Annotated in this window: 31 protein-coding genes; 8 read left to right on the forward strand and 23 right to left on the reverse strand. The window is 38.4% G+C overall.

Going from position 1 to position 24870, the window contains the following annotated elements:
- Positions 1 to 102: 102 nt before the first annotated feature.
- Together rarD and ACYQY7_RS01005 are read right to left on the reverse strand one after the other, a co-directional pair.
- Positions 103 to 999 carry an EamA family transporter RarD gene (rarD, locus tag ACYQY7_RS01000; protein ID WP_461200300.1) on the reverse strand — a complete coding sequence of 299 codons (897 nt, stop codon included), beginning with the start codon at positions 997 to 999 and terminating at the stop codon, positions 103 to 105.
- Between the two features lie 21 nt (positions 1000 to 1020).
- Positions 1021 to 1899, reverse strand: a complete 879-nt coding sequence (locus ACYQY7_RS01005) for a cation diffusion facilitator family transporter (protein WP_461200301.1) — start codon at positions 1897 to 1899, stop codon at positions 1021 to 1023.
- A gap of 226 nt (positions 1900 to 2125) precedes the next feature.
- Here ACYQY7_RS01005 and ACYQY7_RS01010 point away from each other — a divergent pair, with 226 nt between their 5' ends.
- Together ACYQY7_RS01010 and ACYQY7_RS01015 are read left to right on the forward strand one after the other, a co-directional pair.
- Entirely contained in the window at positions 2126 to 3436 is a 1311-nt protein-coding gene (locus ACYQY7_RS01010; RefSeq protein ID WP_461200302.1) for a Na+/H+ antiporter family protein, read from the forward strand.
- Positions 3437 to 3516: 80 nt separating this feature from the next.
- Entirely contained in the window at positions 3517 to 3849 is a 333-nt protein-coding gene (locus ACYQY7_RS01015; protein WP_461200303.1) for a hypothetical protein, read from the forward strand.
- Position 3850: 1 nt separating this feature from the next.
- On the opposite strand, the gene ACYQY7_RS01020 is transcribed toward ACYQY7_RS01015, so the two are convergent.
- From ACYQY7_RS01020 to ACYQY7_RS01030, 3 genes are all read right to left on the reverse strand, one after another.
- Positions 3851 to 4657 (reverse strand): M15 family metallopeptidase, encoded by an 807-nt coding sequence (locus ACYQY7_RS01020; protein ID WP_461200304.1) that lies wholly within the window; start codon positions 4655 to 4657, stop codon positions 3851 to 3853.
- A gap of 69 nt (positions 4658 to 4726) precedes the next feature.
- A complete protein-coding gene (gene deoD / locus ACYQY7_RS01025) occupies positions 4727 to 5431 on the reverse strand; it encodes a purine-nucleoside phosphorylase (protein WP_035046461.1) in 705 nt (234 codons plus the stop codon).
- 111 nt (positions 5432 to 5542) lie between these two features.
- A complete protein-coding gene (locus ACYQY7_RS01030; protein WP_461200305.1) occupies positions 5543 to 5905 on the reverse strand; it encodes a hypothetical protein in 363 nt (120 codons plus the stop codon).
- An 81-nt stretch (positions 5906 to 5986) separates the two neighbouring features.
- Between ACYQY7_RS01030 and ACYQY7_RS01035 the strand changes: the two genes are divergently transcribed.
- The gene (locus ACYQY7_RS01035; RefSeq protein ID WP_280790529.1) at positions 5987 to 6112 is read left to right on the forward strand and encodes a hypothetical protein; all 126 of its coding nucleotides are present in this window, start codon (positions 5987 to 5989) and stop codon (positions 6110 to 6112) included.
- Between the two features lie 99 nt (positions 6113 to 6211).
- Here ACYQY7_RS01035 and ACYQY7_RS01040 read toward each other — a convergent pair whose 3' ends face one another.
- The 7 genes from ACYQY7_RS01040 to ACYQY7_RS01070 form a co-directional block, all read right to left on the reverse strand.
- Positions 6212 to 6562 (reverse strand): hypothetical protein, encoded by a 351-nt coding sequence (locus ACYQY7_RS01040; RefSeq protein WP_461200306.1) that lies wholly within the window; start codon positions 6560 to 6562, stop codon positions 6212 to 6214.
- A gap of 108 nt (positions 6563 to 6670) precedes the next feature.
- Complete coding sequence (locus ACYQY7_RS01045) at positions 6671 to 7441, reverse strand: sporulation protein (protein ID WP_461200307.1); 771 nt, start codon at positions 7439 to 7441, stop codon at positions 6671 to 6673.
- 97 nt (positions 7442 to 7538) lie between these two features.
- Positions 7539 to 7712 carry a YozD family protein gene (locus tag ACYQY7_RS01050; RefSeq protein WP_069201725.1) on the reverse strand — a complete coding sequence of 58 codons (174 nt, stop codon included), beginning with the start codon at positions 7710 to 7712 and terminating at the stop codon, positions 7539 to 7541.
- A 232-nt stretch (positions 7713 to 7944) separates the two neighbouring features.
- Positions 7945 to 8139 (reverse strand): hypothetical protein, encoded by a 195-nt coding sequence (locus tag ACYQY7_RS01055; protein ID WP_461200308.1) that lies wholly within the window; start codon positions 8137 to 8139, stop codon positions 7945 to 7947.
- Between the two features lie 83 nt (positions 8140 to 8222).
- A complete protein-coding gene (gene bioB, locus ACYQY7_RS01060) occupies positions 8223 to 9215 on the reverse strand; it encodes a biotin synthase BioB (protein WP_461200398.1) in 993 nt (330 codons plus the stop codon).
- A gap of 107 nt (positions 9216 to 9322) precedes the next feature.
- Entirely contained in the window at positions 9323 to 10759 is a 1437-nt protein-coding gene (locus ACYQY7_RS01065; RefSeq protein WP_461200309.1) for an NAD(P)/FAD-dependent oxidoreductase, read from the reverse strand.
- A 147-nt stretch (positions 10760 to 10906) separates the two neighbouring features.
- Entirely contained in the window at positions 10907 to 11845 is a 939-nt protein-coding gene (locus ACYQY7_RS01070; RefSeq protein ID WP_461200310.1) for a magnesium transporter CorA family protein, read from the reverse strand.
- Between the two features lie 323 nt (positions 11846 to 12168).
- Between ACYQY7_RS01070 and ACYQY7_RS01075 the strand changes: the two genes are divergently transcribed.
- Positions 12169 to 12456 (forward strand): HesB/YadR/YfhF family protein, encoded by a 288-nt coding sequence (locus ACYQY7_RS01075; RefSeq protein WP_461200311.1) that lies wholly within the window; start codon positions 12169 to 12171, stop codon positions 12454 to 12456.
- Positions 12457 to 12474: 18 nt separating this feature from the next.
- On the opposite strand, the gene ACYQY7_RS01080 is transcribed toward ACYQY7_RS01075, so the two are convergent.
- The 10 genes from ACYQY7_RS01080 to ACYQY7_RS01125 form a co-directional block, all read right to left on the reverse strand.
- Positions 12475 to 12894 carry an acyl-CoA thioesterase gene (locus ACYQY7_RS01080; protein ID WP_461200312.1) on the reverse strand — a complete coding sequence of 140 codons (420 nt, stop codon included), beginning with the start codon at positions 12892 to 12894 and terminating at the stop codon, positions 12475 to 12477.
- Positions 12895 to 12996: 102 nt separating this feature from the next.
- On the reverse strand, positions 12997 to 13221 hold the full coding sequence (gene tlp / locus ACYQY7_RS01085) for a small acid-soluble spore protein Tlp (protein ID WP_461200313.1): 225 nt from the start codon (positions 13219 to 13221) through the stop codon (positions 12997 to 12999).
- 132 nt (positions 13222 to 13353) lie between these two features.
- The gene (locus tag ACYQY7_RS01090) at positions 13354 to 13497 is read right to left on the reverse strand and encodes an acid-soluble spore protein N (RefSeq protein WP_003396082.1); all 144 of its coding nucleotides are present in this window, start codon (positions 13495 to 13497) and stop codon (positions 13354 to 13356) included.
- A 34-nt stretch (positions 13498 to 13531) separates the two neighbouring features.
- Positions 13532 to 13663 (reverse strand): FbpB family small basic protein, encoded by a 132-nt coding sequence (locus ACYQY7_RS01095; protein WP_080730362.1) that lies wholly within the window; start codon positions 13661 to 13663, stop codon positions 13532 to 13534.
- A gap of 80 nt (positions 13664 to 13743) precedes the next feature.
- Positions 13744 to 14265: a peroxiredoxin family protein gene (locus ACYQY7_RS01100; RefSeq protein WP_461200314.1), complete on the reverse strand. Its 522-nt coding sequence runs from the start codon at positions 14263 to 14265 to the stop codon at positions 13744 to 13746.
- 46 nt (positions 14266 to 14311) lie between these two features.
- Positions 14312 to 14452: a hypothetical protein gene (locus ACYQY7_RS01105; RefSeq protein WP_461200315.1), complete on the reverse strand. Its 141-nt coding sequence runs from the start codon at positions 14450 to 14452 to the stop codon at positions 14312 to 14314.
- 56 nt (positions 14453 to 14508) lie between these two features.
- The gene (locus ACYQY7_RS01110) at positions 14509 to 14781 is read right to left on the reverse strand and encodes a YpbS family protein (RefSeq protein ID WP_461200316.1); all 273 of its coding nucleotides are present in this window, start codon (positions 14779 to 14781) and stop codon (positions 14509 to 14511) included.
- Complete coding sequence (locus tag ACYQY7_RS01115) at positions 14774 to 18400, reverse strand: dynamin family protein (protein ID WP_461200317.1); 3627 nt, start codon at positions 18398 to 18400, stop codon at positions 14774 to 14776. The genes ACYQY7_RS01110 and ACYQY7_RS01115 overlap by 8 nt, the downstream gene beginning before the upstream one ends.
- A 74-nt stretch (positions 18401 to 18474) precedes the next feature.
- Positions 18475 to 18981 (reverse strand): isoprenylcysteine carboxyl methyltransferase family protein, encoded by a 507-nt coding sequence (locus ACYQY7_RS01120; protein WP_461200318.1) that lies wholly within the window; start codon positions 18979 to 18981, stop codon positions 18475 to 18477.
- Positions 18978 to 20045 (reverse strand): type III polyketide synthase, encoded by a 1068-nt coding sequence (locus ACYQY7_RS01125; protein WP_461200319.1) that lies wholly within the window; start codon positions 20043 to 20045, stop codon positions 18978 to 18980. Before ACYQY7_RS01125 ends, ACYQY7_RS01120 begins: the two co-directional genes overlap by 4 nt.
- 263 nt (positions 20046 to 20308) lie before the next feature.
- Between ACYQY7_RS01125 and ACYQY7_RS01130 the strand changes: the two genes are divergently transcribed.
- The 4 genes from ACYQY7_RS01130 (at position 20309) to ACYQY7_RS01145 (ending at position 23317) form a co-directional block, all read left to right on the forward strand.
- Positions 20309 to 20764, forward strand: a complete 456-nt coding sequence (locus tag ACYQY7_RS01130) for a chemotaxis protein CheX (RefSeq protein WP_461200320.1) — start codon at positions 20309 to 20311, stop codon at positions 20762 to 20764.
- A gap of 262 nt (positions 20765 to 21026) precedes the next feature.
- Complete coding sequence (locus tag ACYQY7_RS01135; RefSeq protein WP_009361298.1) at positions 21027 to 21176, forward strand: cytochrome c oxidase subunit 2A; 150 nt, start codon at positions 21027 to 21029, stop codon at positions 21174 to 21176.
- 21 nt (positions 21177 to 21197) lie between these two features.
- On the forward strand, positions 21198 to 21671 hold the full coding sequence (locus tag ACYQY7_RS01140; RefSeq protein ID WP_461200321.1) for a cytochrome c oxidase subunit II: 474 nt from the start codon (positions 21198 to 21200) through the stop codon (positions 21669 to 21671).
- Positions 21668 to 23317, forward strand: a complete 1650-nt coding sequence (locus ACYQY7_RS01145) for a b(o/a)3-type cytochrome-c oxidase subunit 1 (protein ID WP_461200322.1) — start codon at positions 21668 to 21670, stop codon at positions 23315 to 23317. The genes ACYQY7_RS01140 and ACYQY7_RS01145 overlap by 4 nt, the downstream gene beginning before the upstream one ends.
- A gap of 25 nt (positions 23318 to 23342) precedes the next feature.
- On the opposite strand, the gene ACYQY7_RS01150 is transcribed toward ACYQY7_RS01145, so the two are convergent.
- Positions 23343 to 24854 (reverse strand): carboxypeptidase M32, encoded by a 1512-nt coding sequence (locus tag ACYQY7_RS01150; protein WP_461200323.1) that lies wholly within the window; start codon positions 24852 to 24854, stop codon positions 23343 to 23345.
- Positions 24855 to 24870: the final 16 nt, after the last annotated feature.

Consider the following 24870-nt stretch of genomic DNA (forward strand, 5'->3'; position numbering starts at 1 on the left):
TTGACACCTCCTTCTTGTACTAACAACCTATTCAACTACTAAGGAAAACGTTATGGTTTTTGAAAAAATGGGTAAAAAAATGTCTGTCCCTTCAGACAGACGCTACATGTTTAACGACTTTTCTCTTCGTTTTTCCCGTGTACTAGAAATTGAAAATAAAATCAATGCAGTCCAAATGCAGCTAAATGCATATATATGAGCATTTGTAAACGGCTCATGAAACAAAAACACTCCTAGCAGTAAACTTAATGTCGGTGAAATATATTGTAAAAATCCTAAAAGAGTTAGTGAAATATGTTGCGCCCCTTTAGCAAAATACAAAAGAGGCAATGCGGTTGCTGGTCCAGCACCAACAAGCAACAACATCGTCATCAATGAAAAAGAAGGTTCTGACCATTCACTAGAATGAACAATCCATGCTAGCGCAAAAGGAGTAACAAGCATCGTCTCTACTGTTAAACCGATTGTTGCATCAACTTTAATCACTTTTTTCACAAGGCTATACAACGCGAAGCTGCAAGCAAGCGACAGAGCGATCCATGGAAATTTACCGTATTCAATCGTCATCAGCACAACGCCAAAAGCTGCTAAAATAAACGAGACAACTTGCCATTTGTACAGACGCTCTTTTAACACAATAACACCTAATAAAACATTTAATAGCGGATTCATATAATAGCCTAGACTTGCTTCAACCATATGATCGTGATTAACAGCCCATATGTAAATAAACCAATTTGTACTAATAAGCATCGCGGCAACAATGAAAGCGACTGCTCGCTTTTTTTCTCTCCATAACCATCGACACGTATGCAAAAACGTACACCAGCTTTTTTGAATAAACAACAACGCAATCATAAATAAAAAAGAAGTGACGATACGATAAGATAAAATCTCTTCTGCCCCGATATGCTGAAGTAACTTCCAATATAAAGGTAATATTCCCCATAGTACGTACGCAGATAGTGCATAAATTACTCCAATTGTTCTGCTTTCCATTTTGTAACTCCTTTCCTCATCTCACTCCCCACGAAAAACATGGTCTTGTTCATACGGCTCAATATGCACATGGGCATAAACAACGCCATATTTTTGTTCAAGCAACCGCTCCACTTGATCGGCAATGTCATGACTTGTGACAACACTTAAATGCGGAGCAACACAAATCGTAACATCTATCACCACTTCATTCCCATACATTCTTCCTTTAATATCGACCACTTGTTTTACACCGTCAATACGCTCAATCTCCTGTTTATATCTCCTTAACATTTCATCATCAAAACCGTCCGTCAACGTATGGGACGCTTCCTTGAAAATATCCCATGCTGTCTTGCAAATTATAAATCCAATAACAAAAGCGGTAACAGGATCAAGCCAACGCATATGTAACTGAGCGCCAACCACACCAACGACGGTTCCTACACTAACAAGCACGTCAGATAAATGATCTTTAGCTGCAGCCGCAAGCGCTTGACTATTTGTAACCATCGCTAAACGTTTGTTAAACATATATACAAAAAACATAAATCCAGCTGAAGCACCTGCTGTCCATATTGCTATTACATCCGGCTTCATATACTCCCCATCTTTCAATATTTGCACCGCGTTTATTAACACATCTACCCCGATAGACATCATAATAAATGCTGCAATTAAAGATGAAATATGTTCCGCACGCGAATGACCGTACGGATGATTGTCATCCCGAGGCTTTTTTGCGATGAGCAGTCCAATTAAAATAGCGATAGAAGTAAGGATATCTGTAAAGTTATTCCACCCATCAGCTTTTAACGCCTCGGAATTTGACATATATCCGACGTATAACTTCCCCAAAGATAAGATAATATAGGAGCCGATGCTTACCCATGCCCCAATTTCAGGTTTCATTTGCGTCATATGTTCACCAACTTCTTGATCATTTTTGCGTTAACATTGTAACAGGCATATATTGTGTGGGTCTATAGCAACAAAATTGGTTCATTGAAGAACAGTAGGGAACACGCAATAACATTGCCTTTAACCAAATTTATTGTTGACGGCTGATTGGTAAATGTGATAGATTGTTTAGTGTTTCATCACTCTACCATTTTATCAAACTAAAGTATTTTGTGGAGGTCATATTATGAATGCTGTTGTCGTCTCAGTACTCGTCATGCTCATTCTTAGTTTAATGAGAACGAACGTTGTATTTTCATTACTAATTGCATCATTAGTAGGGGGATGGATCGGAAATCTCAGTCTTTCGAAAACCGTTGAAGTATTTTCTGAAGGATTAGGAAATAGCGCGGAAGTCGCTTTAAGTTATGCATTGTTAGGTGGATTTGCGATCGCTATTTCCAAAACGGGATTACCGAACGCCATTGTTCATATCATTATAAAAATCGTTGGAAAACAAGGAGAAGGAAAAAGGGCACAATATTCCAAAGCACTTGTTCTTCTTGCCATTTTATTAATGTCTTGTTTTTCGCAAAACTTAATCCCCATTCATATTGCATTTATTCCTATTTTGATTCCACCACTTTTGCACGTCTTAAATGAATTGCAAGTGGATCGTCGGTTAGTGGCATCAATCATTACATTCGGCTTAATTACGCCTTATATGTGGCTACCTACCGGATTTGGAGCAATTTTTCATGACATTGTACAGTCAAATATGGCTCAAGGTGGATTAATTGTCGCAAAGTCGGATATTCCAAAAGCGATGTTTTTACCTTCACTTGGAATGATCGTTGGTTTACTTCTTGCTTTTTTCACATATCGAAAACCGCGCACATATCAACAAGTAAAATTAGAAAGCGAAGGGGCTCAATCGTTTCAACAACGCGGAGTGTGGTTTGCAATCATTGCTGTCATCATCGCTTTAACCGTACAACTTGCTCTCGACTCCATGATTTTTGGAGCATTTGCAGGAATTGTCGTCATTTATTTAAGCGGATGCATTCGTTTAGCAGAGAGCGATCGTTTATTGACAGAAGGTATGCGCATGATGGCGTTCATTGGATTTGTGATGTTAAGCGCCTCGGGATTTGCTAATGTATTAAAACAAACTGGCCACATTGAGAAACTCGTTGAACAAGCCGCTTCACTTATTGGTCATAACGCAACGCTTGGTGCATTGCTTATGTTAATTGTCGGACTGCTGATCACGATGGGAATTGGGTCTTCGTTTTCTACTGTTCCGATTATCGCAACGATTTTCGTTCCGCTTTGTATGAAGCTTGGACTTAGCCCGATGGCAACAATTGCGATTATTGGTGCGTCTGGTGCACTTGGTGATGCTGGATCACCTGCCTCTGATAGCACGCTTGGTCCAACATCAGGCTTGAGCATTGACGGTCAACATCATCACATTTGGGATACATGTGTCCCAACATTTATTCATTACAACATCCCTGTCATTATTTTCGCATGGATTGCAGCAATTGTATTATAAAAAGGGAGCTACTGTCACACAGTGGCTCCCTTTTTTGTCGAAAATTCATCGCACATTCCGACATTCTTTTCGAATAAAATATGTTAATGTATTGTAAAGTATATTTCAAGATTGTAAATATGCACGAAGGGGGAATGAGAACGATGATTTCGCAATTTATCGATCAAACAGAGGCAACGATCCTTCGCTTTTCCGTGTCATTATTGAAAGAAATCGAATTAAAAATTATAAAAAAACAAATGATTTCACAACATCAAGCAATGAAGTACGCCAAGCAACAAATTGATTTATTTGTTAAACAAATGCATTTCCGTCAAGCACTAATCGCCGTATATCGATCGGAATTATATATATACATCTCTAAAAAGCTGGCTCTTGTATTTGAAAAATATCGCGTATTTAAATGTGTGTAATTTATATTTTCTTTACGATTTGAAAATATTCTTCCAACGTAATTTGTTTCTCATAAATGACTTTGGCCACTTTTTTACCAACATAACGCAAATGCCAAGGTTCGTATTGATATTTCGTAATATGCTCCTTTCCTTTCGGATAACGAATAATAAAACCAAATTCATGAGCATGCTGGGCTACCCATTTCCCCTCCGGTGTGTCACCAAATGCAGGCGTAATCGTATATTGAACGCTTGGGCTTGTAATATCGATCGCTAATCCTGTTTGATGTTCACTTTTTCCCGGCATCGCAACGGCAACAACTGCTTTCTCTTCCCCTAACCGTTGAACTTCAGATGCAAATAGTTGTTGTTGTCGCTCATATGAACGATATCCTGATACAGCATACAGCTCAATTTGTTGTTGTTTCGCTGCTGCAAATAGCTCTTCTAACGCCTTTGCAGCTTCTGCACGCATGTGACGCTTTTCAACATCTGTTTCTTTGAACGTAAACGGAACATTTGGAATGACTAAGTCAGTCGGCTTGTAGTCGGCCGGCAATTGTTGTTCTTTATTTACTAAGGCAAGCACGTTATCCGGATTAACAATCACTTTTACCCCGTTTTGCACTTCAACTCGATTCCAAAATTGTTCTTCAAGCACAAGTTCTTCTTGTTCCTTTGTTTCGGAAGGTGGTATCGGTATTTCAGAAGATTGTGTCGGTTGTTCAACTTGTACAGGGGGGATGGGTTTTTGTTCTTGCTCAAGTGATCCAAATGATTGACATCCACTAACTATAATTAAACAGCAACATATCCATTTTTTCATTTTTCTCCCTCACGAATAGAAGAAAGCTCCGCGGAGTGCCTCCCGCAAGAGCTTTCATTTTTTCATTTTTTATTGACGAATCGCTGTTTCAAGTGCGACTTCGATCATTTCATTAAATGTCGTTTGACGCTCTTCAGCTGTTGTTTCTTCCCCAGTTAAAATATGATCACTTACAGTTAGGACAGATAACGCTTTTCTACCAAATTTAGCAGCTAACGTATAAAGCGCTGTTGTTTCCATCTCTACTGCAAGCACACCGTAGCGTGCTAGCTTTTCAAACTGCGCATTTTCATTATAAAACATGTCAGCTGTAAATACACTACCAACCTTTAGTTGCAATCCTTTTTCTTTTCCAATTTCATATGCCGTTTTCAGCAAGTCGAAGTTAGCCGTTGGAGCGTAATCAATTCCTCCGAACGTCATGCGATTCATCTGTGAATCCGTTGACGATGCCATTGCTAAAATGACGTCACGAACTTTTACATCTTTTTGAATCGCACCGCACGTTCCGACACGAATTAATGTTTGAACGTTATAACTTTGCATCAATTCTGTAACATAGATAGAGATAGACGGAACCCCCATACCTGTCCCTTGAACAGAAATCCGATGTCCTTTATATGTACCTGTAAATCCTAACATACCACGAACTTGATTATAACAAGTAGCTCCCTCTAAAAACGTTTCTGCAATGTACTTTGCACGAAGCGGATCTCCAGGAAGTAAAATTTTATCCGCAATTTCATGCTCTTTTGCACCAATATGAACGCTCATATGTATCCTCCTTTAGCCTTTATCGCTGCATATATACTATACCACACTCTTATATTTCGCTAAAGCATTGTTTTTCATGTATAAAAAAAGAGGGGCGCCCCCTCGCCCTTATTACGATATCTTTCGAAAATACTTTGGTTTTACATATAAAACTTTTTTATCTTCACTTACGACATATTTTTTCTTCGCTTGCTCATAATGTTCATATATTAAATAGCAAACAACGTAAATCGGCAACATCGCCTCTAAAGACGCTAAATATATAAGATAAAATGGATGTGCGTTCGTTTCAAACATTCCGCTAAACACATAGTAAGCGCTTGCAATAACAACATTAGTGATGCTAATGTTTGCAAAATGAAGGAAGAAAATTTTCTTTCTCCGCCCAATTAATCGCTCCAATTCAAATTTAATAAACAATGAACAAAAAATTGCAACAATCCCGACAATCGAAGAAATGATGAACGCAAACATCGCTTTTCCCACCCCATATGTATATTTTTTATGTTCTTGTCGATGTTAATGGATGTAACTACATGTAAAGGAGGATGACGATTGGGAAAAAAACATCGCAACCGCATCAATAGTCCGAAGAAAAACAATCATGTTCCAAAGGAGACGTTAATCGCTGAAGCTGAAGCACACGATAAAGAGTACAATGCTAATAAAAGAAAAAAATAATCCCCTTGTGCACAAGGGGAATTTTTTATCATACTCTAACCTTGTGCTAATTGTCTATATACAATATAGCACAATTTTGTGAACATTTAAAGACATTTTTTAACGTACATGCATACGATGAATGCGTTCCCATCCGTTCGGACTTAAACGATAAAAAAATTGACCGTATTTTCCTTCATCAATGAGCAAAATGTCCCCCGTACCTACATAACGCGCTTCATAGTCTTTCGGTACTAAATCAGGAACATTAAACATACGATAAACTTCAGCTAATACGTCATCATGATCTTCCCCATCCACCGTCAGCCGATACACTTGTCGATATCCTTTTGTTTGACCAAATTGCGGAGTTTGAAATAGCGTGACGTCATAACATTGTGTGGGTTTTAATATTTTTCCCATAAACATCCGAATCACTAACATCCACTCCCTTTCTTCTTTACGTAACATATTAGTGATTCGTTTTGTCGATTCCTTTTGCATTTTTTTACTATTTTTGTCGAATATATATAATATTCCGACATTTATGAACGAAAAAGATTGGGAGCTCCCAATCTTTTAAGCATATCGTCGAATTAATGAAGCAAGATCTGTTTGCAATGTTTGAATATGCTGCTCATGAATGGTGACGCGGATAAATGTTTCGTCTAAATCAAGTGCCTCTGCAAATAACCCGGCTAACCCGCGCGCGCGTCGATCGACTTGTATAAGCAATTCGCATTCATCTAGTGCGTGTGGGGAAAAGATGATTTCCACCTCATCAAGCTTTCCACGAAATTCACCACTAACCGGTACAAATTCAAACTCTTGAACAAAAGGGAGGTTTTTACGAACATGATAAGCGATCTCTTTGCACTCGGCTTCTTTCAAACGGAATCCTAAGTTTTCCATTACCCGAAATACTTCGTTCATCATCCGATTAGGTTGAACACGAATATAATCTTCATCTGTCGGATCGACGGCATTTTTAATATCAAGTCCTGTGTGTAACCACACTCTTGTTTTTCCAACTGTAATTGGTGTGTCAAGCGGAAGGGAGAAAGAAAACGGAAATTGTTTCTTTTCTCCAGCACGAATCACGAATGATTGGGCAATTTTCCACTTTTCAATAATTGCTTGCTTCGTTACTTTTCGATCATCTACTTCTTTTGTATATGTAGCACAAAGGGATAAATATATATCATCAATTTGTTGGTCTATATTTCCTCCTGTCACCTCTACAACTCCTGTGACGCGTTCACCAAGTGATAATTGTGACTCGTGTAACTTCGTATCTACCTTCGCTGCCCCGATACCAATACTTGCTAAAACTTTATTAAATAATCCCATAAAAACAACCTCCCATTCTTTTTATTTTATATGTTTTACGAATAAAAAAGAAAAATGTTTCAACTTTCAAATAAAAAACGACGGAACAACCGCCGCTTTATTCGTCAATTATTTCTTCATCAATAATACACTTTTCGATCAAATAATCAAACATAATATCTGCCATTTCCTCAATTTCACGCTCTGTTGGGACAAAGCCTCGCCGAACAAGTTCATTGTAAAAGAACTCCGCAATTTCTTCCGTATCAATAACGACTTCAATTTCTTTCACAACATCGCCCCCTTTGTATTATGTTATGAAAAAATGATTCATTTATGTCATCCGATTTTATGTATATTTACTGCTATGTACACATACGTTGAAAGTAAAAAGAAACGGAGGACAAACTTATGGACGAACGAATTGATCAATGGATGGAAACGATCACGAATGCACTATTTTGCATCATATTCTTTTTTTGTATTCCATATTTCATATATTTGTTATGGCAATGTATATAGCGTTATTCGCGTCGTTTCCGTAGAGTAAACTTTTTTAGTTGTTGAACGATTTGCTTCATCATCTGTTCATACCGTTCGTCACCAAACCATTCATACAACCATTTATAGTCGTTATAAATATCTAATAAACCGTCAATAATTTCTTTTTCTTCTTGTTTTCGTCGCAATCGCTCATTTTCAAATTTTCGTGATATCACATGAACTTCACTCCAATGTTGAGCATCGTAATTAGTAATAGTATATGTATAGATAAAAAAGCCGACACACAACGTCGGCTTTTTTATCTCGCATGAGATGCTGGAGCAAAGTCAATCTCAAATCCTAAATCTTCGAGCATTTGAAAATCAGCATGTTTTTCTTGTCCGGCAGTCGTTAAGTAATCGCCAACAAAAATGGAGTTCGCAGCATACAAACCAAGTGGTTGCAAGCTACGTAAGTTTACTTCTCTCCCTCCAGAAATACGAATTTCTTTCGTAGGGTTAGTGTATCGAAATAGTGCCAACACTTTTAAACAGTAGCGCGGATGTAATTCTTTTACCCCTTCTAACGGCGTTCCATCAATCGCATGAAGAAAGTTTACAGGGATCGAATCCGCATCTAGCGCTTTTAAACTCCTCGCCATCGCGATTACATCTTGTTTTGTTTCTTTCATACCGATAATTACACCTGAACATGGGGACATCCCTACTTCCTTGACCGTTTCCACCGTACGTACCCGATCATCGTATGTATGGGAAGTCGTAATGTGAGGATGATGTTCTTTGGATGTGTTAATGTTATGGTTATAGCGATCAACACCCGCCTCTTTCAAGCGCAACGCTTGTTCCGGCTTTAATATTCCTAGACATGCACATACTTTTAAACCGTACATTTCTTTAATTTCTTTCACTGCAGATACAACGATATCAATTTCTTTATCGCTTGGTCCCCTTCCACTTGCAACAATGCAGTATGTTCCTATTTTTGATTCATACGCTCGCTTGGCTCCTTGTAAAATCGTATCTTTATTTACCATTTTATATGTCGGAACTGAAGCAGTTGATATAGAAGATTGAGAACAGTATCCACAATTTTCAGGGCACAATCCCGACTTTGCATTCATAATCATATTTAATTTCACTTTATTTCCGTAATACGTTTTACGAATGCGATAAGCGCCTTGGAGTAATAGTAACAGCTCATCATCGGGGCAATTTAATATAGCAAGTGCCTCATTATCTGTAATTTCTCCCCCATCTAACACACGATCTGCTAACGATAACCAATCCATTATTCTCCCCCTTTTACTTCTAATTACCAATAATCGTATTCGATCAATACATTTATGTCAACATTATTTTTATATAAGTTAACAAAAGAAAAGCTAGCGAACTATTCTCGCTAGCTATACGTTTCTACAATATGTCGTGCAATCCACACCCCACATGCCCCCGCTTGTGCCAAACCACGTGTAATTCCTGCACCATCTCCTCCAACATATAATCCTGAAATTTCTGTTTCAAAACGTTCACTTAACTTTGGACGAGCAGAATAAAACTTCGCTTCTACTCCGTAAAAAAGTGTATGTTCTGACGCAATGCCTGGGGTGACATAGTTCAATGCTTCTGTCATCTCAATTAAACTTTTCATCGTATTGTAAGGGAGAACGAGACCTAAATCCCCTGGAACCGCTTCTTTTAACGTTGGTTCGATGAATCCTTCTTTAATCCGTTTTTCTGTTGAGCGTCTACCTTTTAAAATATCTCCGTATTTTTGCACGATAATACCGCCGTTAGATAATGCATTCGCTAAACGAGAAATTTGATGGGCGTATTCGTTCGGTTGATCAAATGGATCTGAAAATTTATGAGAAACAAGAAGAGCAAAGTTTGTATTATTGCTTCCTAGTTTCGGATCTTTATACGCATGACCGTTTGCAAGCATAATCCCTGAATGATTTTCAACAACAACATGGCCAGAAGGGTTACTGCAAAACGTCCGAACTTGTGTCCCGACGGATGTGTTAAAAATGAACTTCCCTTCGTACAAATGTGTATTAATTTCTTCCATAACTACGTTAGACGTTTCAACACGAACACCAATATCGACTTGATTATTGATCATTTTCAATCCACGTCGTTTCAATATATTCGTTAGCCAAGCTGAGCCATCACGTCCTGGGGCGATGACAACACGATCAGCATAGAGCATCTCCCCATTTTTCAGTTGAACTCCTTTTACATAATTCGCACCATCGATTTTTTCAGTTAAAATGTCGCCCACTTCTACTTTGAACATCATATCAACATGTGTTCGCAAATATTCGTATATACTCTTTAAAATTTGTAAGTTTTGTTCCGTACCAAGATGACGAACTTGCGCACGAAGCAATTTTAATCCAGCTGCATAGGCACGTTTTTCAATTTCCCGCACTGCATCTGTAAGTGGATTGGTTAATGTATGGGTAGCACCATGCTTTAAGTTAATTTCATCAACATAGCGAATAAGTTCTAACACAGTCGAATCAGGTAAATAATCTGTCATCCATCCACCGAACTCGCTCGTAATGTTAAACTTACCATCTGAATAGGCGCCTGCCCCTCCAAATCCGTTTGTAATCGAACAAGCAGGTAAACAGCCTGCATAATCTTTTTTTCCAACTGGCGGGGGACATTTCTCAATTTTTTTCTGCAAAATTGGACAATTTCTTTTATAAATATCATGACCTTTATCAATGAGCAATACGCGCGCTCCTGGCAATTTTAACGTCAATTCATAGCAAGTAAAGATCCCTGCCGGACCTGCTCCAACAACGATTACATCATAATAATTGTTCATCTTTCATCCCTCACCTTTCTTTTTTCCGAATGTTAATATACTAAACAGTACACAATCAGTCAATAAAAACGATCTTTTTTTAATTTATTTTCATCTAATGTTCGTTTTTATTTAAGACACAGAAAAAGAACGGTGCATACCGTCCTTTTAAAAATAACGCTTCTTCCAAAAAATAAACGCTGTAACACTCGAAAAAACGAAAGAGATACTTAACGCGACTAGATAGGCGTATGGTCGATCTTGATACGGAATCGGAACGTTCATTCCGTAAAAACTTGTCACCATCGTTGGGAAAGAAATAACAATCGTAATGGCAGCTAAAAACTTCATGACGATGTTTAAATTATTCGAGATGACGGAAGCGAATGCATCCATCATTCCACTTAAAATGCTACTATACACCTCTGTCATTTCAATCGCTTGTTTATTTTCAATAATGACATCTTCTAACAATTCTTGATCGTCTTCATACATCCGTAAATAATTCAACCGAAGCAACCGTTCCATCACAATATTGTTCGCTTTTAATGATGTCGTAAAATAAACGAGGCTTTTTTCTAAACTAAGTAAAGAAAACAACTCTTTATTTTGCATCGATTGATGTAGCTGTTTTTCAATTTCGCTCGTTTTGCGATTAATTTGTTTTAAGTATCTTAAGTAATACGTTGAAATCATATATAACATTTGCAAAGCAAAACGCGTTTTCATATACGTATAAAAGTTTTTTACTTTATTTTTTGTAAACTCTTCAAAAATTGGATTTTCTTGGAGGCATACAGTAATAAAACAGGTGTTTGTAATAATCATTCCAATTGGAATAGTTTCATATGTTGGAATGTTTCCTTCATCGTACGTAATAATTGGAATGTCGACGATGATGAGCACATGGTTGTCTTCTTTTTCGATGCGTGACCGCTCTTCATCATCGAGTGCATCTTTAATCGAGTCAATAGGAATATTAAGATGCTCTGCGATGTAGCGAATTTCACTTTCTGTTGGAGAAACGAGGTTTACCCAACAGCCGTTTTTGAGCTCGTGAATTTCCTCTAATTTCCCTTGATCATTGGATAAATAAATGTTCATCATGGCGTAACTCCCCCCTATCTTCCCTACAAGAGGTAAGCGCCACTTTTTTGTCGTTGGAGCACCTGTTTCGTCTGTGAGCAGTACGTTCCAGCGCCAAAAAACGAAGCTACTTCCTCTATTATTGCTGGTTCTGGTTCATTCGTGTTCGCCCTGCTCATAACGGAACTGTCACTCCTTTCCCTTTCACAATCATTACGGATTAATGATACATGGTTTGTCATCAGTTGTATAGTTCCTTTTTTATTTTTTCTTGAATCGGGTATTCAAAAATAGAAAAATATTTCTCGTTCTTTTATAATCATTGGTGAAGGATGGTGAACATAATGAATATATACATATGCGATCGAGCGTTTCAGTGGTATAAAGAAGAACTCCAATTACAGCGTGGGGACTATGTTCGTTTTTTCGCTCGATATGGTGGGTGTAGTAACGTACAAAAAGGCTTTTCTCTAGGAGTGAATAAGGAAGAACCAATCGATGTAGCCGTAACGTTAGAAAAAGAGGGCATCATCTTTTTTATCGAACAAAACGATATGTGGTATTTCGATGGTCACGATTTATATATTGAGTTTGATGAAAAGCAAAACGAACCGATATTTATGTATAGATAAAAGCGGGAGATCCCGCTTTTATCTCTTTTTTGCGCGTTCATACGCTTCGTGCCAATCTGGAAAATATTTTCTAATTAAAACAGGTTGAAACGTTTCTTTCGTTACACAAACATGTTTTGAAGTTGCTGTTGCCGCGATTTCATTCGTTGGAGTTAATACTTCATACCCATAAACAACTCGAATACCATCATATGATTCCACCCATGTTTTGATTGTGGCTGTTTCTCCGTATCGTAACGGTTTTTTATAAGAGATTTGTAAATCTATAACTGGGGACACAATTCCCTGCTTCTCCATATCAGCATATTGAAAACCAAGTTGTTGAATAAAATGAGCTCGTCCTATTTCTAGCCAAATTAAGTAATTTGCGTGATAGACGATCCCCATTTGATCTGTTTCTGCGTAACGCACTTCAATTTCTTTTTGTGAAATCATCATTCGTTCTCACTCTCCGAAATAACAATACTTTATTTTTCTATTGTACCATACATAAGAACATGTAAACAGAGCATACAAAAAGCCGCACGTATGCGGCTTTTATCATTCATATCCTCTTTCACGAGCTCTTGCTTCATCTTTGATTTCTGCTCGCATCGCCTCAATTGCTTCTTCGCGACGATGATTTTTTTCTCTAATTTTTTCGCGCTCCTCTGGACTAGCGAATGCCATTGTTTCTTCTGCCTTCTCAATATTTTCGAGCGTGTTTTGTACCATGTCTTGTAACTTCTCTACATTATCGCGACGGTCATCATGATTAGGCTTCATTTTACCATCCTCCTTATCAAAATAAAAATGTACACCCTTTATCGTGTACGTTTTTTTTTTACGTTATACATATCATTTTGTTTATCGTAAAAATATTATGTAAACTATAATAAGGGCGAACATCCGCCCTTATTATTCCCCTTTCGTTTGAATCACTTGTGGATGTTGACCAGATTGATCTTGCATTTGCTTTCCTTTATTGCCACCTGCCGCTCTTGGCTTCGTCCCGATATGTTGCGGCACAAATGGCTGTTGATTACTTTTTGGATTACCCATTTTTCATCCCCCTCTCCCTTGTAGTATGACCACATTACTCCGCTTTATGAAGCCAGCGTGTTTCCATTTTCTCTTCCAATTTTTCTAATGCACGGACATCGTTCAATAGCTGTCGCTTATTTTCCAGTACTAGCTCTGCAAATGTTCGTTTTCTTATTTTCCGCATCACATATTCACCTACTTTTTGTTTTTTTCTATCTTTTCCAAACATAATGAAAAATATACAAAAAATAGCCGACTGCTCGGCTACTTCCCCCATTTTTCTGCATATCGCACCATTTGTTCGTATGACATGGGACCAATTTGTTTCTCACGAATAATTCCTTGGTGGTCGATAATAAACGATGTTGGAATTGGTTGAATATTATATTGTTTCATCACATCGCCATCAACATCTAATACAACAGGAAACGTTAAATTGTAATCTTTAACAAACTCACGTACCTTTTCTTGTGAATCTCTCACCATCACATTTACAGCTAAAATTTCTACTTGTTGATCATATCGTTCATAAAATTTTTGCATATCTGGCATTTCTGCACGACACGGCGGACACCACGTCGCCCAAAAATTCACAATAACTGCTTTCCCGCGCAGTTGTGAAAGTTGAACCGTTTTCCCGTCGGTTGTTTGTAAAGAAAAATCAGGAGCCTTCATTCCTACATGAATACCAGTTGCGATCGTTTGTCTTTCCGTTATATGTTCCCAAAGCATGTATGCAAAAAAACTAAATAAAATAATAATAGCGAGCCACTTTTTCATTGACATACCGCCCTTCGATTTGTCATCTCAAAAAAAGGCGCATATGCGCGCCTTATCGAATATTTTTATGCTCGTTGCTCATTTTTTTTGCTTCAACTTCAGCATATGAAGCAAACTCATTATTGAAGTCGTTTTTCTGTTTTGCGTTATTGTTTCGTTGTGCATTTGCGTTTCCTAATTTTGTTCGTCCCATTGTTTCACACCCTCCTTTTCGTACACGAATAGTATGCACGAATGGGACGTTTTACACTACGATGATTGATTATTTAATTTTTGGACATATTCCTTTACCATGTCAACCGTCACATATTTTCGTTGTGGTACAATCCCATTTTTTGCTAGTTCATTTATTTGTTTTGTCACTTCGTTAATCTTGTGTACAGAAAATGACTCGCCTCGTTGACATAAAGCAACAGCTTCTTCAATATACGCTTCCCGTTTCGCATTTAATTGTGCAAATGCGCGAATGAGCGCATGCTGTTTTTGTGAATGCGCTGTAATAGCTTGGTGAACTTCACTCATCATTCATTCCTCCAATCATGTCGTAAATACGTTGTAATTCGTCTATTGGTGCTTTAGCCGTTAATGCGGCAAATAAACCCGTAAAATGCTCATTTAGTTGTTCACGCATATGACAATGAAGTTGCTCAATAATCGTATTCCACTGTTTTGTATAATGCGTAAGCAACCGTTGCTTTTGTTCAGCTACATACGCTGCAATCGGCTCTTGTAATTGTTTTTCTAGTTCTTCTTTCATAAATCGCTTTTCATCTTTTTCAAAAAATGATTTTGCATTTTTGTACAACGATAGCGCTTGTTTAAATATATTGCGATCTAGTTGTTCAAAAGCAAGTGGAAATTCCAATGTCGGAAAAACAGGAAGATCTACTTTTGCTACAATGAGATCATGAACTTCCTCCCACCGTTTCTCTAGCGCCATAAAATGATGATCATAACGTTTGCTTATAAACGCTTCCATTCGCAAGCTAGTGGCTCGCATTTCTTGCGCTAAATCGAATCCAACGGAATACAACAATTCGTCTAAGCATAATTGTAACACTTTTTTTATATTCGCTTGTCGATCATGAAGAACGGACGGATTAAACGACTCTTTAAACCAATCTGGCAAACGGAAAAAAATGCGCTGTTGAATGTAATAAACTAACTCGTTCAACTCTTGTTCGATTGCACGAATGTCATGATTTGTTTCGTATTGTTCGATAATCCGTCCAAGCTGTTGTTGCTCTTGTTGCAATGTTTGTAGCTTCTTGCGCTTTATATCATCGCTTTGTTTTGCTTCCGCAATATATTCTGCTAACCGTTTGTGCGCTTGTTTCATTTGTAAACGAGCGGAAGCTACCGCTAATGAACCGATCTCTTGATGAATAAACGGATAAAAGACTTGCTCAAACGTGCTCATTCCTGAAGTCGATAATACGCCATGTTTGAATGTTTCCCCGTTCTTTTCGGCAAGCGCCCATTTACTCGATAATGGAAAAAGACGAGGATGGCGAATACCAAATTGTAAAAGCTGATCCCTCACATAGTGAACAACGGCTTGTAATTCCTCTGTTGTATGCGCTAAATCAGCTGCATTAATGATAAAAAACATTTTATCTAAACTAAACGTATCTTTTACCCGACCAAGCTGAATTAAAAATTCGCGATCCGCTTTTGAAAACGCATGGTTGTAATATGTGACAAAGAAAATCGCATCAGCATTTTTTATGTAGTTAAATGCAACCCCTGTATGACGAGCGTTGACAGAATCTGCTCCTGGTGTATCGACAAGGATGATGTTTTCGCGAGTTAATGGGCAATCATAATATAGCTCAATCCATTCAACAAAACACGATTTCGTTTCATTCGCTACATATTCGTGAAATTGCTCAAGTGAAATCGTAAGCAAGTGTCCAAGCTTTTCTTTCATTTGTTCATACCCACGCACAACAGCTTGTAAAAACGCCCAATGTACGCGCTCTTTTGCTTCAACATGGTGATTACAAATCGCCTTTACGCTTTCTTCGATCGCCTCCTGTAATGAATGAACTTGTACACCGAAAAAACGCAAAGAGTGTTGTAAATCGTTTAAAAGCTGTTGCTCCGTTTTTACTTGTACGACAACGGTTCCATGTGGATGCTCATCTGTTGGTGGAACAATTTTATTAATTGTCGCCGTTGTTGGATGTGGCGAAACAGGTAAGACGTGTTCGCCAATTAACGCATTTGCAAACGAAGATTTTCCAGCACTAAAGGCTCCGAATAGAGCAATCGTAAACGTCCGTTGTTGAAGCTGCCGAACCTTTTCGTTCATTTCTTTCGCTAGTTGTTTTAATCCTTCAATCGGAGCGATCATTTGGCTAACCGTACGCAATTTTTCAACCATTTGTTCAACCGTCTCGCTCGTTGTTTGTGCTGGTGGAATTGGATGTTCTTCTTGCATCTTTTCGTTCACACAGGAAACTTCTTCGGTATTTCTTTTGCTCTCTCGCATCATAAACGTCTCATGAATAAACGGATAAACGGCTTCATCGTTTCGTAGCTTTGCCGTTTCGACAGTTTTTCGCAACTGTTGACGCGTATGTTCACGTTGACGCGCAAGTTGTTTTAATCGTTCCCAACGCGCCTGTTCCTCGGTGAGCTGTGCAAGTTGTTGTTCATACATCGCTAATCGTTGTTGTGCTTTTCCTCTTTCAATCATTTGCTCCACTACTTGAAGGGCTACGTCGCGATATAACCGTTTGATCTCGGTTGCTATATCGTTTGTATACGTTAACACATAATCTCCTGTTACAAGCGGTTGACTCGTTTTCCGTTCAACAATCCATTGTTCTGAGAATGGAACCGTTAATTGTTGGATACGATGTAACAACTCATGGTCATGGACGTCATATTGTTGATAAAAACGTTTCAGCAAGTCACGAATGTGCCATTCCAACTGACTTTCAATTTTTTTATGTAAATCTTTATAAAAAACACGCAACCGCTTTTTACGTTCTTCCTCCGTTTTTTGCTTTGTAAATAAGAAACCAACTTTAAAATCAGGTTGACATGCTTCTAAATAGGCACGCGCATACTCTCGTGTTTCATAAGGCATCATATAGGCGTTATCTAATGTTGTTGCTAGCTGCTGTTCAACCTGTTGCTTAGCAATTGACCACGTTTTCTTTATGTCATTAATCGTTCGCTCCATTTCTTCGATCTTTTTCAGAAGTTCCTGCTCATTATTGAACGAAAGCAATTGACGAATGTTTTGTTCTTCTTCTTCCTGTTGCGCAATCACTAATCGCATATGTTCATCAATCATTTGCTCGACCGCAATATGTATACTTTGTAGAAGCCGCTCATTTTTCCTTCTGAAAAGCGACTGTAATAGTTGTTTTAATGCTTCGAACTCGTTATATACATTGTTTTTTTGTTTCAACGACGTATAAAAAATGCGTTCAAATGCGACGCCCCATTGCTGAAACGCTTCTTCCACCGAGCGAGCAAATAGTGAAAACGGAAGCTCTTCTTCACGATGTTTATCAATTTGATTCACAACTAAGTATATCGTTTTTCCATACTGCGACAACCGTTTGGTAAACTCGAAGTTCATTTCCGCTTGCACATGGTTGTAATCCATCACATAAAATATAACATCCGCCAAATGAAGAGCAGACTCTGTCGCCAAGCGATGCGCATCATCTGTCGAATCAATACCCGGTGTATCCATCAATACAATTCCACTCGGAATCGCATCTGTTTCATCGCTAATCTCAATCATATCAATGGTATCACCGTCTCGACAAAACGTTTTTACCTCTTCGTAATCGTAAGGAGCAACATATTCAATCGGCTGACTAGCTTTATAATATACGCGCGCATACGGTTTTCCCGCCTTTACTTTTACAAGATTTGCACTCGTTGGAATTGGACTAGATGGTAAAAGCGGAGCCCCAATCAATTCATTAATTAAACTAGACTTTCCAGCAGAAAAGTGACCACAAAAAGCAATTGTAAACTCTCCATCATACGCTTTTTTAATCAATTGTTTTGTTTTTTTAGCTTGCACTATGTCGCCTATCTCGACAAATTGATCATGAAGTGCAATTAAGCGATATATCCATTGTTGCAACGGTTCTGTTTTTGTTTTTTGCATTTTTCCCCATACCCCTTTTAAAAAATCTACATTCATTTTACTGTAGTTCACAAAAAAAATACATAAAAATTCCCCTACTTATGAGGGGATTTTAATAAACGTAGCGCCTGTTCCTCTACACGAATACGGATCAATAAAAGGTACGCGTTCCATACTGTAAATATGACTGCCGTCCAATATGCTTGAAACATAAGGGGGATAATGATAAATTCAAGGACAACAACAAGATAATTGGGATGCCGAAACCACCGATATGGGCCTTTCTGTATCCGTTCTGTATTTGGCAATACAATAATTTTCGTATTCCAACACCGTCCAAGTGAAGCGATAATCCAAAAGCGAAACAGCTGTAAAATGATAAATATGTTAAACAAAAATGACCATAAAGTCGATTCGCGTTTCTTCCTTCCTTCGAGCAATAGCGAAACAAAAAATAAGATATGCATACAGACAATATATTTATAGTGATTTTGCCCAAATTCTTTTGCTCCTCTCTCCTTCATCCATCGTTCATTTCTTTTTGCCCAGCACAACTCAACAAATCGTTGAACAATTAAAAGAAAAAATACTCCCCATTTCATACTTCATTCCCCCATTTTAACAACAAAAGCTCACAGCTAAATCCAGGACCCATCGCCATCATTAGGCCGTGTTGTTGTTGAGTGATAGACTGTTGTAAAAAACGCCGTAAAACAGCAAGCACAGTCACAGACGACATATTTCCGTACTCTCGTAAAACATGAATGGCGTGAGTTAACTTATTTTCATCTATATGTAAACTATCTTGATAGGCATCAAGCACTTTTTTGCCACCTGGATGTACAACAAAATGTTCAATTTGCGAAACGCCAAGCCCATTTTTCCGTAAAAACAATTCCACGATTCCACCAATCGATTGACGAATAATAGTCGGAATATGCCGAGAGAACACCACGTAAAACCCTTTATCTTCTATATTCCACCCCATGACATCTTCCATATTACGCATAAATACCGATTGCATATCGATCACCTGCGGGGCTATACTTCGCAACTGCACATCATCTCCTACAACACACGCACAACCTACTCCATCAGCAAATAGTGATGTGCCAATAAGATTGCTTTTTGACACATCCTCAAGTTGGAAAGTGAGACTGCAAAATTCTATCGCAAGGACAAGCACTTTCGCTTTTGGATATGCTCGACAGTAATCGACCGCGCGAGCAATGCCAGCTGCTCCCCCTGCACATCCGAGCCCCCATACGGGAATTCGTTTCGTATGTATCGAAAAAGGTAGCTCGTTCATGATTCTCGCCTCAATGCTCGGTGTAGCGATCCCAGTCGTTGAAATATAAAAGATGGCTTCAATGTCTTCAAAATGAATATTGGTGATCTGTAAACAACGTTCGATTGCCTCTTTCCCATATCGAACGGCATGTTCAATATACAGCGCATTTTTTTCAGCAAATGAATGTTCTGTCATATACCAATCTAATGGTTGTACAAACGTTCTTGATTGAATATGATCGTGTTCAAAAATGCATAATAGACGGTCAATATGTTCATAACGATGTTGAAACATACGTTTTATTGCAACCATCACTTCTTTTTGCGAAGCGCGGTAAGGAAGCTCAGCTAATTCCACCGCAACGATGCTCGGCATATATTTCCCTCCTTTCATTAATGATAATATTTTTCTGATAAAGCAATTTTATACATACTAAGTAAAAAAAAGCTTTCCCCATAAAAATAGGAGGAAAAGCTTTCGACGTTTTGAAAGGAGGTATGTTGTTGTGCACTTTCATTATAACGCAATTTATTGTTTCGTCACTATGTTTTTTATGTTTTCATTGTCTGTATTTGTCGAAAAATGATGTAATCAAAGTGAAAAATTTGTTATGATGAAGAAAAAAGGGGGTGCTTTTTATGGCTTTAGGTGAAAAAATTACAACGATTTTAAATGGAACGATCGAATCGATTCGCTCTATCATCCCACTAACGATGACAATTGACAAACCTTCCTTGTTTACACAACCTTTCACCCAAACGTCCATTAGTGTATTGGTTGGAATGACTGGAGATTTACGCGGACGCCTCATGATCGAAGGACATGAAACGATGTTTGGGAGTATCGGAGAAACGATGTTCGGTATGCCTTTAGAAGGTGAAATGCTCGAGTCATTTACCGGTGAACTCGGTAATATGATTGCAGGAAACTTAGCAACGATCGTATCTCAAAAAGGAATTACAATCGACATTACTCCTCCTACTGTCCTCGTTGGTCAAACAAAAATTTACGGTTTTGATAAAGCATTTCGCGTCCCAATTCACTTCGAAAGTAAGGGAGAATTGCAGCTCATTTTAACGATTGATAATGAGTAAACAAAAGAAGCTTGCGTTTGTGAGCTTCTTTTTTATTTCATACCCATCTTTTTCTAAACATTTCACACTTTTTTCACAACCTCACAAAATCTGTGTGACAAAAGTCACAGCTACCCCTTATTTTTACGGTTATGATGATGGTAAAGTAACGAATGAACAATTTGTGAAACATATGAAGAAAGCGTTTCATTTCACAAATTGTTTTGTATGATGAAAGTGCATACATTTCTATTTAATGTTTATTAAGGAAGGAGGGCTGAAAGTGAAAACTCAACTAAACACAAACACACCAAAAACAAAAGTGGAGAAAGAACCTGCATTAAAAGGAACGCTTGCTTCCGTTTTGTTTTTAGGATTTTTCCTCATTTTCACGTGGGTAAGCGTATATTTCTTGTTTTTAAATCGTTTATAGGGAGAAAGGAGAAGAGATGTTATGCACATGCATAAATATGAAAAGATTTGGCTGTTTTTCGGCATCGGTTCGCTATTCGTATTTTTAGCCGTTTTAGGAGTTGGAGCATTTGCACAAGGCACACAACCACCGAGCTGTTTAACAACAATCGATCCAGAAAAAGTCGACCAAACGCCACCTTTTGATAAACCAGGTCTTGTTAAAACAGGGGATAATGAATATCAATTAAACATGGTTGCTTCTGCATTTGCGTATATGCCAAATCAAGTAGAAATTCCAAAAGGGGCAAAAGTAACGATTAACGTAACCACAAAAGATGTTATTCATGGTTTTGAAATAGCTGGAACAAACGTGAATATGATGGTTGAGCCGGGGTACGTAAGCAGCTATACACAAACATTTAATAAAGTTGGTGAATATGTCGTTTTATGTAATGAATATTGCGGTACCGGTCACCACTTAATGATGGCGAAAGTGAAGGTGGTTGAACAATGATGAACGGAACTTGGAAAGTAGATGCGCGTGATGGCAAATTAGCCATGGCTCATATGTATGTCGCTTTCGTTGCACTTGCGTTAGGAGGACTTGCTGGTCTATTGCAAGTGCTTGTGCGCTCTGGAAAATTTGAATTACCGGCAGGTATTAGCTATTATACAATTTTAACAACTCACGGTGTATTACTTGGACTTGTTTTAACTACATTCTTTATCATTGGTTTTCAATTTGCGGCTGTAAGTCGTACTGCTGGGACACTTTCTGATCGCGTACGATTTTGGGGTTGGGTCGGTTTTTGGCTCATGACAATCGGTACAGCAATCACCGCATTTTATATTTTAATCGGTGAAGCTTCTGTTCTATATACGTTTTATGCACCTCTCCAAGCACATGCAGGCTTTTATATCGGTTTGACACTTGTTGTTGTCGGTAGCTGGGTTAGCGGTTTTGCAATGTTCGCCCACTATGCTAAATGGAAAAAAGCTCATCCAGGTCAAGTAAGTCCGTTGCTTACATTTATGGCCGTTGTTAACATGATATTATGGCTCATTTGCTCGCTCGGTGTGGCAGCAACTGTATTATTCCAATTTATTCCTTGGTCATTAGGTTACGTTGACCGTATTAACGTACTTGTAAGCCGAACATTGTTCTGGTATTTCGGTCACCCGCTCGTATATTTCTGGTTATTACCGGCATATATGATTTGGTATGCGATTATTCCAAAAATTATTGGTGGAAAAATGTTTTCTGACTCTCTTGCTCGTATGTCATTCATTTTATTCTTAATTTTCTCGATTCCTGTCGGTTTCCACCATCAACTCGTGGAACCTGGGATTGATCCAGCTTGGAAATACGTACAAGTCGTCTTAACGTTTATGGTTGTTATTCCATCGCTTATGACTGCATTCTCAATGTTCGCAACATTTGAAATGTATGGTCGCTCAAAAGGGGCAACAGGCTTATTTGGATGGTTACGGAAATTACCTTGGAGTGATGCGCGTTTCTTTGCACCATTTGTCGGTATGTTGTTCTTTATCCCTGCTGGTGCTGGTGGTCTTGTCAACGCATCTCACCAATTAAACCAAGTTGTTCATAATACGATTTGGGTAACAGGTCACTTCCATTTAACATTAGCAACAACGGTCGTATTAACGTTCTTTGGTGCAGCGTACTGGCTCATCCCACATTTAACAGGACGTGTGATGACAAAAGCGATGAACCGTTTAGCGATCATTCAAACAATCGTTTGGTCAATTGGTATGATTTTCATGTCTAGTGCAATGCACTTTGCTGGGTTGCTTGGCGCCCCTCGCCGTTCAGCATTTTCAACATACGGCGATGCACCACAAGCGCTAGAGTGGATTCCTTATCAAATCGCTCAAGCTGTCGGTGGAACAATCTTGTTTATCGGTATTATTCTTGTACTTATCATCGTTACAAACTTAGCGTTTTTCGCTCCAAAAGGTGAGACAGAGTTTCCTGTTGCAGAAGTTGCTGAACAGGCTGAACGTACACCGCTCGTATTTGAAAACTGGAAATTATGGATCGGTATTGCTGTTGTACTCATTTTAATTGCATATACTGTTCCATTTATCGATATGATCCAAAATGCACCTCCTGGCTCAAAAGGATTTAAACTTTGGTAAAAAAACCGGGCACTCGCCCGGTTTTTTATAATCGATAAATATGTTTATATTTTTCTTCTAAGTAATGGATTAAGTAGGTCGGATTTAGACCTTCCCCGGTTACTTCATGTAAAATATCGAGCGGTTTTTTCGTCTTTCCGAATTGGTGAACATGCTTTGTAAGCCATTCTCGAATACGAACAAGTTCCCCATTTTCAAGCAACCGATCAAATTGTAGCTCTTTCTCCATTGTGTGTTTAAACTGTGCCGCGTACATATATCCAAGTGCATACGATGGAAAATAACCAAAACTCCCTCCAGCCCAATGTACATCTTGAAGAATTCCTTCTGCATCACGTTTCGGACGAATACTTAAATACGCCTCGTATTTTTCATTCCAAATGTGTGGCAAATCTCTCACTTCAATCGCGCCATCAAACAACGCTTTTTCCATTTCATATCGAATAATAATATGTAATGGATACGTCAACTCATCCGCTTCAATGCGAATAAGAGACGGTTTTGACTCATTAATTGCACGATAAAAATCATCCAATGGAACGTCAACAAAATGCGGAGCATATTGTTGTAACAAGCGATAGTACCGCTTCCAAAACGAATAATGACGAGCAATAAAATTTTCATAAAATAGCGATTGTGATTCATGAATGCCCATTGATGTGCCATCGTAAAGAGGTGTACCCGCTAGCTCTTTAGAAATATTTTGCTCATAAAGAGCATGACCGCATTCGTGAATCGTACCAAATACAGCCGTCCGAAAATCGTTTTCGTCATATTTCGTTGTAATTCGGACATCCCCTTCATTTAACGTTATCGCAAAAGGGTGCGCGGTTTCATCGAGCCGCCCTGCATCAAAATCGTAGCCTAATTCTTTTAAAAGCGCTAAACTAAATGCTCGTTGCTTTTCTTTCGGAAACGGCTGAAATAAAAAGTTTGTTTCTGGCTTGTATCGCGACTCGCTAATTTGTTGAACGAGCGGAACAATATGGTCGCGTAATTTTGAAAACACACCGTCTAGCAAATCAACGGTCACACCCGGTTCGTATAAATCTAATAACGTATTATATGGGTGTCCATTTGTCCCCCAATATGTGATAAAGCGTTTTGTAAAATCAACAAGCTGTTTTAAGTACGGTTCAAAAAGGGAAAAGTCAGATTTCGCTTTCGCTTCTTCCCATACGCTTTCCGATTTGGACTGTAAAATGACATATTGTTTATACTCATCAGCAGGAATTTTTTTATTTCGCTCGTATTCCTTTTGGCATTCTGCTATCGTATAACGGGTGACCGATGACAATTGTTCCTGTACAGGCTTCGCTGAAAGTTCCGCAATATATGCCGCCATTTGCTCTGAGGTCGACATATGAAATACATCTTGCGATAACATCCCGATCACTTCTGAACGTTGGTCAACCCCTTTTTTCGGAGCCCCTGTACGCAAATCCCAATACATAAGCGAAATAGCTTCTTTGTATGCCATCATTTTTTTGACGTACTGCAAAAATTGCTTTTCAACTGCCTGAATATTTTTCTTCATTTTCTTCCCTCCATTC

It is taken from the genome of Anoxybacillus sp. TBDG-1, assembly GCF_054815885.1.

Bases quoted from the DNA above. Each gene is read 5' to 3' on its own strand.
- ACYQY7_RS01095 (WP_080730362.1), bottom strand. From the start codon at position 13,663: ATGCGGAAAATAAGAAAACGAACATTTGCAGAGCTAGTACTGGAAAAT.
- ACYQY7_RS01100 (WP_461200314.1), bottom strand. From the start codon at position 14,265: ATGTCAATGAAAAAGTGGCTCGCTATTATTATTTTATTTAGTTTTTTT.
- rarD (WP_461200300.1), bottom strand. From the start codon at position 999: ATGGAAAGCAGAACAATTGGAGTAATTTATGCACTATCTGCGTACGTA.
- ACYQY7_RS01080 (WP_461200312.1), bottom strand. From the start codon at position 12,894: ATGATGATTTCACAAAAAGAAATTGAAGTGCGTTACGCAGAAACAGAT.
- ACYQY7_RS01110 (WP_461200316.1), bottom strand. From the start codon at position 14,781: ATGAGTGAAGTTCACCAAGCTATTACAGCGCATTCACAAAAACAGCAT.
- ACYQY7_RS01130 (WP_461200320.1), top strand. From the start codon at position 20,309: ATGGCTTTAGGTGAAAAAATTACAACGATTTTAAATGGAACGATCGAA.
- ACYQY7_RS01070 (WP_461200310.1), bottom strand. From the start codon at position 11,845: ATGATGAACATTTATTTATCCAATGATCAAGGGAAATTAGAGGAAATT.
- ACYQY7_RS01040 (WP_461200306.1), bottom strand. From the start codon at position 6,562: ATGTTACGTAAAGAAGAAAGGGAGTGGATGTTAGTGATTCGGATGTTT.
- ACYQY7_RS01045 (WP_461200307.1), bottom strand. From the start codon at position 7,441: ATGGGATTATTTAATAAAGTTTTAGCAAGTATTGGTATCGGGGCAGCG.
- ACYQY7_RS01145 (WP_461200322.1), top strand. From the start codon at position 21,668: ATGATGAACGGAACTTGGAAAGTAGATGCGCGTGATGGCAAATTAGCC.
- ACYQY7_RS01120 (WP_461200318.1), bottom strand. From the start codon at position 18,981: ATGAAATGGGGAGTATTTTTTCTTTTAATTGTTCAACGATTTGTTGAG.
- ACYQY7_RS01005 (WP_461200301.1), bottom strand. From the start codon at position 1,899: ATGACGCAAATGAAACCTGAAATTGGGGCATGGGTAAGCATCGGCTCC.
- ACYQY7_RS01015 (WP_461200303.1), top strand. From the start codon at position 3,517: ATGTTAATGTATTGTAAAGTATATTTCAAGATTGTAAATATGCACGAA.
- ACYQY7_RS01090 (WP_003396082.1), bottom strand. From the start codon at position 13,497: ATGGGTAATCCAAAAAGTAATCAACAGCCATTTGTGCCGCAACATATC.
- deoD (WP_035046461.1), bottom strand. From the start codon at position 5,431: ATGAGCGTTCATATTGGTGCAAAAGAGCATGAAATTGCGGATAAAATT.
- tlp (WP_461200313.1), bottom strand. From the start codon at position 13,221: ATGAAGCCTAATCATGATGACCGTCGCGATAATGTAGAGAAGTTACAA.
- ACYQY7_RS01010 (WP_461200302.1), top strand. From the start codon at position 2,126: ATGAATGCTGTTGTCGTCTCAGTACTCGTCATGCTCATTCTTAGTTTA.
- ACYQY7_RS01140 (WP_461200321.1), top strand. From the start codon at position 21,198: ATGCACATGCATAAATATGAAAAGATTTGGCTGTTTTTCGGCATCGGT.
- ACYQY7_RS01105 (WP_461200315.1), bottom strand. From the start codon at position 14,452: ATGGGACGAACAAAATTAGGAAACGCAAATGCACAACGAAACAATAAC.
- ACYQY7_RS01150 (WP_461200323.1), bottom strand. From the start codon at position 24,854: ATGAAGAAAAATATTCAGGCAGTTGAAAAGCAATTTTTGCAGTACGTC.
- ACYQY7_RS01075 (WP_461200311.1), top strand. From the start codon at position 12,169: ATGAATATATACATATGCGATCGAGCGTTTCAGTGGTATAAAGAAGAA.
- ACYQY7_RS01030 (WP_461200305.1), bottom strand. From the start codon at position 5,905: ATGTTTGCGTTCATCATTTCTTCGATTGTCGGGATTGTTGCAATTTTT.
- ACYQY7_RS01125 (WP_461200319.1), bottom strand. From the start codon at position 20,045: ATGCCGAGCATCGTTGCGGTGGAATTAGCTGAGCTTCCTTACCGCGCT.
- ACYQY7_RS01115 (WP_461200317.1), bottom strand. From the start codon at position 18,400: ATGCAAAAAACAAAAACAGAACCGTTGCAACAATGGATATATCGCTTA.
- ACYQY7_RS01020 (WP_461200304.1), bottom strand. From the start codon at position 4,657: ATGAAAAAATGGATATGTTGCTGTTTAATTATAGTTAGTGGATGTCAA.
- ACYQY7_RS01065 (WP_461200309.1), bottom strand. From the start codon at position 10,759: ATGAACAATTATTATGATGTAATCGTTGTTGGAGCAGGTCCGGCAGGG.